We start from the raw sequence: 11,996 nt of genomic DNA, 5'->3' as shown, positions 1-11,996 counted from the left end.
GGGCGTCCCCCGGCGCATTTGCTTGCAGGATCGCGAGGGCGAGGATCTTCTGGCACCCGCGTCGAAGTCCGGTGACTCCAAGGCCGGGCAGCCGCTTCCCTCCCATGACCGGCCTTCACCTCCCGAGCCTTGCCTTGATCGTGCTGGGCACCGTTTCCGCAATCGCGATCGCCCAGGAGACCGGTGTCACCGGCGGTGCCGCTCCCGTTCCGCTGACGCAGCCGACGCTGACGCTCCGCCCGATCCTGGTCACCGCCGGCACCTACCCCGACCTGAGCGGAGGGACGCCGACCGCCACGGGCAGCGGCCCTTCCTATGTGGGCGAGATCCGGTGGTTCGCGGGCGATTATCCCTTCAACGACGAGGCGATCGACGCCGACGGCCGCCTGATTTCGATCGCCTCGAACACGGCGCTCTTCTCGCTCCTCGGCACAACCTATGGAGGCGATGGAAAAACCACGTTCGGAATTCCCGACCTCCGGAGCCGCGTGGCCGTCGGCACGGGAACCGGCCCCGGCCTCGACGACATGCCCCTCGGTCTCAAGGCCGGTGAAGAGACTACGGTTCTCGGCACCACCGAACTCACCGGCCACTCGCACCTGGTCGGCGGCGAACTCACCGGCGCGGCCGGATCCGGCACCGGCCGCTCCAGCCGGCAGCCCGGGCTGTCGCTCCAACCCCTGATCCGGGGGGATGGCGAGATCCGCTTCTTCGGTTTCTCGATCCAGTATCCCACCGGCTGGGCACGCTGCGACGGCCAGATTTTCGCCACCGGCGACGCGCCTGACCTCAACTCCCGGATCGGGACCACCTATGGCGGCGGTGGCGGCCAGTTCGCCGTGCCCGATCTTCGCGGGCGTGCCGCCCTGGGCATCGGCACCGGCAGCGGACTCACCCCGCGCGCGCTGGGCCAGACCGCCGGTTCGCGCTACTTGCCCTTCGGCCAGCGCCAATTGCCGCCGCACGTCCATGACCTGCCGGGCGCCGGAAGCACCGGCGCCAGCGGCAGCGGCACGCCACTCGAGCTGCTCCAGCCTTCGCTCGGGATCCAGTGGGCCATTTGCACCTCCGGGAGCTTTCCGGGCGCGCATACCAACCCCTTCCTCGGGGGAGCCGCGGTTGTTGGAGAACTCCGTCCCTACGCCAGCTCCATCCTGCCCGCCGGGTTTGCACCTGCCGATGGTTCGATCGTGCTGATCAATTCGAACGCAGTGCTCTTCTCGATCCTCGGCACCAGATACGGCGGCAACGGAGTCACCACCTTCGCCCTGCCCGACCTGCGGGGCCGCGTCGCGGCGGGCCAGGGTCCCGGCATCAACCTCACCCCGCGGAATCTCGCCGAGCCCTTCGGGACGGAGCGCATCACGCTCACCGAAAGCCAGATGCCGGCGCACTCCCACTCGCTCGCGCTCACCCCGCCGATCCCGAACCCGAGCTTCGAGCTCGATGCCTTTTCCAATTATCCCGGCTACGTCCAGAACAACGGCGACGCGATCACCGGCTGGATGACATCGAACAACTCGGGACTCAATCCAGCCGGGGGCAGCAGCCCCTTCGCCAACAGCGGCATCATCCCCGACGGCAGCCAGGTCGCCCTGCTGCAGAGCTCGGCCGGCAGCGCCGCCACGATGTCCACCACAATCAGCGGACTCACCGCGGGGAACTCCTACACCGTCCGCTTCCGCGCCAATGCGCGCGACTATCAGGACGGCATCCCGCAGGCAGCCTGGTCGGTCAACGGCCACCCCTTCGCCGCGATCGATGTGTGGCCCTTCGTCGGCAGCGGCAATGCCTACTACCCCGTCAGCGGCGTGTTCACTGCGACCGGCCCGACCGCCGTCCTCGCGCTGCGCAACAGCGCCCCGGGCGACACCACCTTGCTCATCGACGACTTCCGCCTTTCCAACGAGGCCGGTGCCCCGTGGTCGGTCACGCCATGGACAGGCGACGCGAGTTCCGGCATCGATCCGGACCGGACGCTATGGGCCTACAACCTCGGCTCAAGCACCTCGACGACCGTCAATGGCGTCGCCGTCACTGCGATCCCCACGATCAACCCGGCAGCGACCGGCAACTTTTCCTCCACCGGCTTCATCGCGACCGCTGCCGACAGCAATGATCTCACCGCGGGCGGCACGGGCAGCAACAACATCGCCCAGGGTTTTACCTATGGCGGCAATCCGGGATCCATCACCTTCGAGAGCCTGATCCCCGGCCGCACCTACACCGCCGGTTTCCTCGGTACCGGCTACGATGTCTCCGCCGCGCGGACCGCGACCCTGGCCGGTCAACGGGATCACATCACTTTCGACGAGAACCGCTACGGCAACAACAAGGGGCTGCTCGCGCGCTACCGTTTCACCGCCGACGCCGACACCCATGCCGTGACCTTCACCCCGGCGGACGGTGCCTCCACCTTCCACCTCTACGGTCTCACCCTCGCCGACGACGGCATCACGACTTTCGACGGATGGCGGATCGCTGAGTTCGGAGCCGAAGCAGGAAACTCGGCCATCGCGGGCCCCTTCGCGAATCCCGAGACCGATCCCTACCTCAACCTGCTCGACTACGCCTTTCTCCTCGATCCCCACGCCCCGGATGCCTCGATCTTCGGACCCGCCGAAGTGGACGGTGCCGACCGGCGCTTCAGCATCCCGCTGCGTGCCGCCGCCACGGACCTGACCTACAAGCTCCAGCGCTCCACCACGCTCGGAGGCTGGCAGAGCGTTTTCGCCTATCGTCCCGATCGCGGAACAATCGAGGCGGACCCCGGCATCAGCGGCGCGATCGATCCGTCGAGCGGCCGGCTTGAGATCACGGTCACCGGCTCGTCGTTGTTCCTGCCGCTGAGCTTCTGGCGCGTCGCCGTGACCCTGGATGGCTGGCCGGACTGATCGCGAGGTTTCCTGGGAAGTTCCCGGTCGAAGGCCGCCGGGTGGACCGGAATGTCCGCCTGACGCGAGAAAAAGGGCACTGCCAATCTGCTAGCCTTCAACCGGACATCAGGGCTCGGCCGGAACACAGCAAAGTAAAACCTGTCCCGACCGCGACGGAAACCATCTCCAACTGAAAGGCCTGTTTTGCAACTCCCCTGTGGTTCTCCTGTCATGGCCATGCGCCGATGTGGCGACGTGCGGGTCGAGAAGTACACCCCGTCACTCACCCTCAAGGGCATGGAACCGGCTGATCCGTCCGGCCGGAATCTCCTTGGATGCCGTCGACACGTAGATCGGGATGTACATGGGGGCCGTCGAGGGCTGGAGGTGATAGGAAGCGGTGGCGATCTTCGAAACCCGTCGGCCGCTTCCCATATCCTCGATCCACAGCTTGAGATCCGAGCCTTCGACGGTTCCGTAGGCCCGGTAGACTCTCCCCGCCTCGAAGTTGCAATCGACCTCCGCCCGGCCGACATAGGGACCGGGTTTCGTGAAGCCGCGCTGGAAACTCCCCTGCACGACGATGCGGTGGCGGCCGGGCCGCAGGACAACCTTGGCCCCTTCATCGGTCGTCGGGTTGACGAACTTCGGCGCCTCGTTGTCGACCGCCGAGATTCCATAACATTCATACTTGTACATGTGCCCGCGCCGGCCGTTGTGATTGCGGAGCAAGGCGGTTGTCGCCGGATCGTAGGGAATGCCCGTGTAAGGTGGCGCACAGGAGGCGAGCAGGGCGAACAAGGGAAGCAAGGCGGCCAGTCGATGAAACATGTCCCGATCATTCAACCGCGGCCCCGGTCGTCCAGCCCAACCTGCCGGGCTTTTCACGGTCGCACTATCTCGCCGGCAGCGGGACGATCACCGGCATCGGGGTCGTGCGAGACCGGGGTTCCCGCGGGACTTCCTTCCTCGCCACGGTACCGCCGGACTCGTCCTCGATCCAAAACCGGATGTTCATGCCAATCACATCGGACTTCGCGACGTAGGTGCGGCCTTCGGTGGCATTCAGAACGATCTCGCCTTCCCCTGCATCGCTCCTGCCGAGGTGACTCAATACAACGGCACGGCGACCGGGTTCGATCCTGAAGGTATTGTCCCAACGCATGTACACCGGGCGCCTGCCGTCGATCGAAACGATGGCCGTATCCGAGGCTTCGAAGGGAAGGATCATCTTGACCACACGACCGGGCTTGAGGGTCGCGTGTGCCTGGGAGGCAGGGACTTCGCGAAAATCCCCCGGGCCCGTGGCACAGGAGGCCAATGCGACGGAAACGAAAGCCAGCGGGATGCAACGGAGGTTCATCCGCCCAGCATTCCCGTGGAGATGGTGGTGGTCAATTCCCACACCATCCGGATTCCGGTCGCACCATGACCCGTGGGGGTCCCGTTGGTCCCGATAGCCCCCGTGTCATCTCCCGGGCTCCGGCCCTGAGGGTCCCGGCGGCCTCCGTTAGATGAGTGCCGCAATGGCATTGATGATTTCGGGGAGATACCGGATCTGTGGACTGGCGGACTTGATGGCGGCGGCCTGGATCCAGGGTGCGCAGGCGCGGGAGTGGACCAACGACCAAGGGCGGACGATCGAGGCGGAGTATGTCTCGAGCGACGGCACGTCGGTGGTGCTGGAGTTCAACGGCAAGGAGGTCACCTATGAACTCAGCCGCCCTTCCGAAGACGACCGGAAGTGAATCGGCCTGTGACCCGCCGGACTTTCGGGGGATCAAACGGACTGGACCCGGGTCATCAAGGCGCGGAGATCCTTGCGGTCCACGCCGATCCACGCGGCGGCGCTTTGGAGGTTCTTGAGTTCCTTTCGATCAATGCGGCCATCGGCGAGCGAGTAGCGGACGAGGGCTTCGAGCTTTTCCCGATCGCTGGTCGCCGCCCGTTCCCGCTCGGCCCGTTGGGTGAGCTCGCTGACTTTCCCGGGAGTCCACGCGTTGCGGCGGATCAGGCGATCGAGGTGGGCTTGTTCGTCGGGATTGATGGCTCCGTTGCCGCTGGCGAGCAACCAGAGCTGGATGAATTCCAATTCCTTCAACTCCTCCGGAGACGGCACGTGGCCGAGGGTGGAGGCGACGTTCCGCTGGATCCGCCTGCGCTTGCGGGCGGCATTTCTCCCCAAGAAAGTGCCGGCCACGGCGACGACCGCGGCGATCCCGCCGAGGATCCATGGCTGGCTGGTCACGAAGGCGATCGCGAGGGTGAGAAGACCGAGCGAGAATCCGAAAATCATCCCGAGCCAGCCGGTGACCCGGTTGAGGAAAGGACCGAAGAAGGGCAGGAACACCAGCAAGCGGGTGAGACTCGCGAAGAGGATGCCGCCACCGAGCGTGCAGACGGCCAGCCCGACGATCCGCACGATCATCTTCAAGCGCGCCAGGTGCTTCCCGATGCTGGCGAGGGCGGTTTCCCGCGAACCGGCGACGAGGTGATGGAGGATCCCCTTGTCCTGGATGACGCCGGCGATGAATCCCTTTTCCACCTCGGCCTGATGGGCGACGCCGGCACCGCCGCTCCATTTGCCGAAGTAGGTGGCGGTTTCGGGGACGGGGATGCCGCGGTAGGAGACGCGCTCGTCGCCGAGCTGCTCCGGATGGCCTTTGGCGAGATAGAAATGATCTTCCTGGAGCACCAAGCCCTGCTCCGTCCCCAGGCGGGTGAGCGTGAGACCGGACGGCGGGATCGGCCGGGCGGGATCGACGAACTGGATCTCGTCGGCCTCGACCCGCAGATCCGCGACCCGGTAGGCGGGAGGAGCGATAGTGCCGGATTTGAACTTCTTCTCCAGTCCCCGGTTCCGTTCGTTGTTCTGCAGGTAGGACATCCACTTCTTGCTCCAGCGGACGCCGTCGTCGTCCTCGTCGCGGTCCCAGGCGTATACCTCCGCCACCCGGTCGACCTCGAGGTAGCCTTGGAAAGTTGTCACGTAGACCCCTTCGAGCGTGAGGCCCTGATCCATGGCGCCGCTGTGGGAAAACAGCGTGTCGCGGGCGAGCCGGTCCACCGATTCCACGGGTTCGGTGTCGCGGGCCGCCTTGTAATAATCGTATCGGTGCTCGTTCTTCCAGAGCGCCCCGATGGAGAGGCCGATCATCGCGAGCCCGAACAGGATCCCGTTGCCCTTTTTCTTTTTCCGTTCCGCCATGCTGCCGGGGGACCGTAAGTCCCGGTGTCCGCTCTGGGGAGTACGAATGGGCGGGAAGATTGGACCGGAAGCAGCCGGCCCGGCTCCGCCGAAAGCAGAACCCACGGTCGGCCGGGCCACCGCCGGCGACGTCCGGCGGCCGCCACGTCAGCCTTCCGGCTCCCAGTCCTGGTCGAAGGTCTCCCGGATCACCCCGGCGAGGTCGTCCAGCATGCGGGCGCCCGGTCCGATGTAGGACGAGCCGTGCATGACCGCGAGGGTCTCCGGCTCGAGCTCCGCCAGCGAGCGCAGGACGCCTTCGGTCTGGCGGGTGTAGGGCATGTATCCTGCCAGCGGGCCGCCCTGCATCTGCCGCATGCCGGCGGCGGTGGGACCGACGAGGTCCGAGCTGGTGGTCGCCGCGACGTCGCCGAAATGGTGGAACAGGTCGGAGCAGAACAAGGTGCGCGTCGTTTCCTCGAACAGCACCCCGGCATCCCAGCCGTGGGGGATGTGCGGCGAACGGTGGAAGCGGAATCGGTACTTGCCGGTGCTCAGCACATCGGCGGCGGTCATGCCGAAGGCCGGGCGGATGGCGAAGTCGTCGACGCTGACCAGCTTGCCCACCAGGGTACACACCGGTTGCGCTTGCGGCGCGAGCTCGAGCCAGTGGTTGAGGCCGCCGATTTCATCCGACTCGAAATGGCTCCACGCGACGTGGCGCAAGGCGGCGGGATCGATCAGCTTGCCGACCGCCTCCTTCAAGGCCGGGAACATCGCCTTCAGTCCGGCGTGGAAGAGCAGCGGTTCCTCGTCGCGCACGAGGAAGTGGTTGAACTGCATGTCGAACTCCGGGACATAAACCGAAAGCCGGAACAGGTCGGGGGCGATTTCGTCGATCCGGGTCATTCCCGGGTGCTATCAGTTCGCGAGAACCTGAGCAATGGAGGAGGTGAGCGGCGGAGCAGGATCCCGAAAATACTTCCACCCTCCCGTCACAGACCCGCCCGCGGATCCGTCATCCCGGGTGTATGGAAACCACCGACACCACCCGGGCCCGACTGGAACACTGGAAGGCCGCACCCGATGCCATGAAAGCCCTGCTCGCCTTGGAGCAAGCAGTCCGCGGCGCGGGGATCGATCCCGTGCTGCTTGAATTCATCAAGCTCCGCGCCTCGCAGATCAACGGCTGCGCCTACTGCATGAACATGCACTTCAACGACGCCGTGAAATCGGGCATTCCCCCGCAGCGGCTCCACCTGCTGCCATCGTGGCGCGAGGCAGCGCATCTCTACACGCCGGCGGAGCGCGCCGTGCTGGCGTGGACCGAAAAGCTGACACGCCTGCCGGGCAGCCATGTCGGCGACGAGGACTACGCCGCACTGCGGGTGCACTTCGATGAGGTGCAGGTGACCTGGATCACCCTCGCCATCGCCACCATCAACGCCTGGAATCGTTTCGGCGTCGGCTTCCGCCTGCCGGTCGAGCCCGCCGCCTGAACGGCCAACCGCCGCCCGCCATGATCGACCCCGAGATCCATCGTCCGCTGCTGTTCTCCATCGCCTACCGCATGCTCGGCCGGGTGGTGGAGGCGGAGGACATGGTGCAGGAAACCCTGCTCCGCTGGCACCGCGCGGGGCCGGCGGAGATCCGCGAACCGCGGGCCTGGCTGACCACCACCGTCACCCGCCTGTGCATCGACCAGCTGCGGCTCGCCCGCCGCCAGCGCGAGGAGTACGTCGGCGTGTGGCTGCCGGAACCGTTGCTGGAGGACCGCCCCCACGAAGCGGAGCTGGCCGACTCGCTGGGGATCGCCTTCCTGTTGATGCTCGAGGCGCTGGATCCGGTTGAGCGCGCGGTCTTCCTGCTGCGCGAGGCCTTCGGCCACGACTACGCCGCCATCGCCGGCATCGTCGGGAAATCCGAGGCCGCCTGCCGGCAGATCGTCTCGCGGGCGAAGGCGCGCTTCGGGCACGAGGCGGCACCGGAAAAGACCGCCACCGAGGAGGCCGAGCGGCTGGTGCGCGAGTTCGTCCACGCCACGAGGACCGGCGAACTGGCCCAGCTGCTCCGGCTGCTCACCGACGACGCCGTGCTCTACAGCGACGGCGGCGGCAAGGTGCGCGCCGCCTTGCTGCCGATCCGCGGTGCCGACCGCATCGCGCGGATGTTCATCGGCCTGCGGCGCTTCCAATCCGACGATCCGCCGCCGCCCCGCTTCGTCCGCATCAACGGTTCACCCGGCGTCCTCGTCCGCGGCGGTGACGGCACCCTCAGTGCGATGACCTTCGCCCTCGACCACGGCCGGGTGAAGGCGGTCTATGTCGTCCGCAATCCCGACAAGTTGATCGGGGTGGAAGGCAGCACCGACGGCTCGCAGGGTCCGGGGTGCGGCATTGGGATCGAACCTGAGAACGACGGGATGAGCTGAAAGTCCGAGGCTGCAACCGGTCCATGACGTTCACATCTCGCCCCGAGAATTCGCCATCGTCGACATGCTGGTGACGACGCAGGGGGATGATGGCTGGCCTGACCGACGGCCCCCGCATTCTAACGAACGCGCCTACGGATGTTAGAGATGGTGAAAGGCCATCCCAGTGATCCGTAGGCGCGCTGGTGACAGCGCGGTGAGATGACTCCCGTCCTTCCGGAAGCGCGCATCTTGCCTTGCACCCCGCCCTCCCCAACCGGAGGCTCCCCGACATCCCATCCGATGGATCCACGACCCGATCATCCCCTCGCCCTCCCGACCGGTCACCCTGCCGTGAACCGGCAGTCCTGAACGAGAGCTCATTTGCACAAGAGATGGCGATGGATCCGGCGGAATTGATTTACGGCTTGTGGGACGAACTGGCGGACCTGCCGCTGGCCGAGTCGCGGACCGCCCTCGAGCTCCTGTTCAGCCGGCTTTGCGAATGGATCGGTGCCGACGATGCCTTCTGGATCGGCATCGCCCGGGTGAAGGATACCCCCGAAGCCGACGACGATCTCCTCTACGGCTGGCGCCTGCGCACGGCCGAGCGCTGGATCACGCGCCCGGAGTACAGTCCGGAGTTCGTCCGCAAGGTGCTCGCCCACATGGAACGCGACCCGGGCATGAGCACGCGCAAGGTCATCCGCGACGCGGGCCGCTTCCGCAGCTACCGCCTGCGCGACGGCTTCATCGACTTCGAGGCCTTCCGGCGCACACCGCAGTATCAGATGTATTTCCAACAAGGAGGCATCAGCGACCGCATCTGGTGCGTGTTTCCGGTCAACCGGGACGCGGAATCGCTGTTCTGTTTCGACCGCATCCGCCGCCGCAAGCACTTCACGCCCGAAGACGAGCAGCGGGTCGTCCGGACCCTCCGTGGCATCAAGTGGTTCCACCGCCAGCTGCTCCTCAACCACGGCCTGCTGGTGGGCAAGACCCCGCTTTCCCCGGCTCACCGCCGGCTCCTTCTGCAGCTGCTCTCCCACCAATCGGAAAAGGAGATCGCCGACGTCCTCGGCCTGAGCCGCGCCACCACGCACAAATATGTCACGGACATCTACCGCAGCTTCGGGGTCTCCAGCCGGGCCGGACTCATGACGCTCTGGACGGGAGGCGCCTGAGCACCCCCCTGCTATTTGGCAGGGTAGGCAAGGCCGAGGGATGCGGGCAAACTCCACGGCCAGACGATCAGCGTTGGCGGGAAGCTGCCGGTGATCGCGCGTTCACCCACCCCATGAAAGCTCCCTTCGCCACCCTCGCGGGGATCCCGATGCTCAACGGATGCCACCGGAATCCGCTCCATCGCGGCGCCTTGCCGTGCTCCGGGTCCGGAACGGGCTGTGGGTTCAAATGAAGTTTTCCCCTCCGGCCCTTCGCCGCGGGGGCCGCCGAACGTCACCTCCAGCCGGCCGTTCCAACAGGACGCGTCTGGAGGGACGAGCCGGCGGCTTCCCGCGGTCGATTCCGGGTCCAACTTGTTTTCCCGGACCCGCTCCGTTCCCTTTGACGACCTTCACTTTTCAGTCCCTCAGGAGCCGGAGAGTGACCTGTTCCCTACCCTCTCCTTGTCACGTTTTGCGACGCCTGCCTGATCCCCGCCACCACCGCCAGTATCGACGGGATCCGCAGTTTCATGGCCGGCGCGAAGATCGACGCGGCCGGCAACGGAACCACCGGACGCGACGGGGAAGCTCGGGGGGGCCGACGAGAACGCGTCGGTCAACCCGGACGCGACTGGGTCGAGGTGCGGGGAGGGGCGGGCGAATGAAATTGCCAAGCGGCTGATAGTCAGCTGGAGTGAAGCATTCTTCCCCCATGGACCTCCGAGCGATCGCCATCAGCGGCAGCCTTTGGGCGTTGTGGACCGTGCCAGCTTCCGCGGCACCCCGCATCGAATTGTCGGGCGAGGTCTCGGACGCCGGCAACGGCTTGTACCGGATCACCCCGGAAAGTCCCGAAGTCCCCAAGGCGCTCGCCCTCGCCGAGCAGTTCCGCTTCAGCGACCCGGACGGCCGGCTGCTCGACGCCTTCTCCGGCAGCCGCGGCTTCATCCCCGGTCCGCGCCGCGTGGTCATCGAGCTCGTCGACAGCGGCTCCTCCGATATCCACCAAGGCATTCTCCTTTCCTGCGAATCCGCCTGGGCGATGCCCCGGACCGCCTCCGGCGTCTCCGACCCCGCCCTCTTCGCCGGTACGGCAAACCTGGTACATCCCTCGCCGCTGGATCCCGTGTCCCGCGAGCTGGACTTCGATCTCGCCGACCTCGACTCCGACGGCGACGGCTCGTCGAACCTGAAGGACGAGTTCCCCAACGACCCGACCGAGACCCGCGATTCGGACAACGACGGCCTGGGCAACAACGCCGACCCCGACGACGACAACGACCTGATGCCCGACGATTTCGAGGACGAGTTCGGCCTGAACCCGGTCGTCGACGATGCCGCGGATGACCTCGACCGGGATCGCCGGACCAACTTCGATGAATTCGTGACCGGCAGTGCGCCGAACGACGGCTCGTCCTTCTTCAGCGCCGACCTTCGGTTCGAAACCACGCCCGCACTGCGCTGGCGCCTCCGCTTCCCGACCAAGGCCGGCCGCACCTACCGGCTGCGCAGCGGCACCACGCTGTCATCGCCGCTGCCCCTCACCGGTTCTCCGGTGGCCGTCGATGCCGACGGCACCGCTGACATCATCCTTCCCGCCGGAGAACTCCGGAGCTTTTTCCAAGTCGAAGTCCAGCTCACGCCCCCCTGATCCCATCAACACACCGTCCACCATGAAGACCCTGCTCTTGTCCCTGTTCCTGCTGCTCCCCTGCTCCCTCCACGCCGCCTTGAACGGCTATCTCGAACTGACGGTCGGCGGAAACACCATCGTGGGAGACGCCACGATCACCACCATGGGCGGCACGGATGTTTCCGAAATGCTCGAAGTGGTCGCCTTCCGCCATGAACTCATCCGCACCTCCTCCCAAGCGCTCACGCACAAGGGATTCACGCTGGTGAAGCGCCTCGACAAGTCGACCCCGCTGCTGGCGCAGGCCCTGGCGAACAATGCCACCGGCGAGGCCGTGCTGCACCTCTTCCGCCGGAACTCCGACACCGGCGAGATCGAGGAATACCTGACCTACACGCTGCAGAACTGCCAGTTCGTCCGGGTCCAGCCGTGGAAGCCGAACACGCTCGATCCCGACACCGCCGCCTCGCCGGACCTCGAGGAGATCACCCTCAGCTATCAATCGATCACCATCGAGTCGTCGTCCGGCAACACGGTGTCGATCTCACGGTAGGCCTTCGCGGCGAAAAGGCCCGCGTTCCGACGAACGCGCCTACGGATCGTGGGCGCGGTTCGGGCGGTCCAGGCTTTCCCGTGGGCGCGCTGGTGACAGCGAGGAGTGGCGACTCCACATCCGGGACGCCTGAACCCCTGCGTTTTCGAAAGCGCTCGCCTGCGCCGGCCA

General features: G+C 66.3%; 11 protein-coding genes. 7 read left to right on the top strand and 4 right to left on the bottom strand.

All coding sequences use genetic code 11. From position 1 onward, the window contains the following. The first annotated feature begins 104 nt into the window (after positions 1-104). Positions 105-2,894 carry a tail fiber protein gene (locus tag IG178_RS12330; protein WP_193212861.1) on the top strand — a complete coding sequence of 930 codons (2,790 nt, stop codon included), beginning with the start codon at positions 105-107 and terminating at the stop codon, positions 2,892-2,894. Between the two features lie 261 nt (positions 2,895-3,155). Here IG178_RS12330 and IG178_RS12325 read toward each other — a convergent pair whose 3' ends face one another. Together IG178_RS12325 and IG178_RS12320 are read right to left on the bottom strand one after the other, a co-directional pair. Continuing rightward, entirely contained in the window at positions 3,156-3,707 is a 552-nt protein-coding gene (locus tag IG178_RS12325) for a hypothetical protein (protein WP_193212860.1), read from the bottom strand. Between the two features lie 64 nt (positions 3,708-3,771). After that, a complete protein-coding gene (locus IG178_RS12320) occupies positions 3,772-4,239 on the bottom strand; it encodes a hypothetical protein (RefSeq protein ID WP_193212859.1) in 468 nt (155 codons plus the stop codon). Between the two features lie 163 nt (positions 4,240-4,402). Here IG178_RS12320 and IG178_RS12315 point away from each other — a divergent pair, with 163 nt between their 5' ends. Next, positions 4,403-4,624, top strand: a complete 222-nt coding sequence (locus IG178_RS12315) for a hypothetical protein (protein WP_193212858.1) — start codon at positions 4,403-4,405, stop codon at positions 4,622-4,624. A 32-nt stretch (positions 4,625-4,656) separates the two neighbouring features. Here IG178_RS12315 and IG178_RS12310 read toward each other — a convergent pair whose 3' ends face one another. Beyond that, positions 4,657-6,084, bottom strand: coding sequence for a TMEM43 family protein (locus tag IG178_RS12310; protein ID WP_193212857.1), 1,428 nt, complete (start codon positions 6,082-6,084; stop codon positions 4,657-4,659). Positions 6,085-6,231: 147 nt separating this feature from the next. Further along, positions 6,232-6,972: an oxygen-binding di-iron domain-containing protein gene (locus IG178_RS12305; RefSeq protein WP_193212856.1), complete on the bottom strand. Its 741-nt coding sequence runs from the start codon at positions 6,970-6,972 to the stop codon at positions 6,232-6,234. Positions 6,973-7,094: 122 nt separating this feature from the next. On the opposite strand from IG178_RS12305, the gene IG178_RS12300 reads away from it, so the two are divergent. The 5 genes from IG178_RS12300 (at position 7,095) to tssD (ending at position 11,825) form a co-directional block, all read left to right on the top strand. Further along, on the top strand, positions 7,095-7,562 hold the full coding sequence (locus IG178_RS12300; RefSeq protein ID WP_193212855.1) for a carboxymuconolactone decarboxylase family protein: 468 nt from the start codon (positions 7,095-7,097) through the stop codon (positions 7,560-7,562). 20 nt (positions 7,563-7,582) lie between these two features. After that, a complete protein-coding gene (locus IG178_RS12295) occupies positions 7,583-8,494 on the top strand; it encodes an RNA polymerase sigma-70 factor (RefSeq protein ID WP_193212854.1) in 912 nt (303 codons plus the stop codon). A gap of 380 nt (positions 8,495-8,874) precedes the next feature. Next, complete coding sequence (locus IG178_RS12290) at positions 8,875-9,657, top strand: LuxR C-terminal-related transcriptional regulator (RefSeq protein ID WP_226895366.1); 783 nt, start codon at positions 8,875-8,877, stop codon at positions 9,655-9,657. Positions 9,658-10,351: 694 nt separating this feature from the next. Continuing rightward, positions 10,352-11,290, top strand: coding sequence for a hypothetical protein (locus tag IG178_RS12285; RefSeq protein ID WP_193212852.1), 939 nt, complete (start codon positions 10,352-10,354; stop codon positions 11,288-11,290). 22 nt (positions 11,291-11,312) lie between these two features. Then, positions 11,313-11,825, top strand: a complete 513-nt coding sequence (tssD, locus tag IG178_RS12280) for a type VI secretion system tube protein TssD (protein ID WP_193212851.1) — start codon at positions 11,313-11,315, stop codon at positions 11,823-11,825. Positions 11,826-11,996 lie beyond the last annotated feature (171 nt).

Origin of the sequence: Neoluteolibacter marinus (assembly GCF_014904755.1) — a bacterium.
Taxonomy (GTDB): Bacteria; Verrucomicrobiota; Verrucomicrobiia; order Verrucomicrobiales; family Akkermansiaceae; genus Haloferula; species Haloferula marina.
This window is presented reverse-complemented; position numbering and strand designations above follow the sequence as displayed.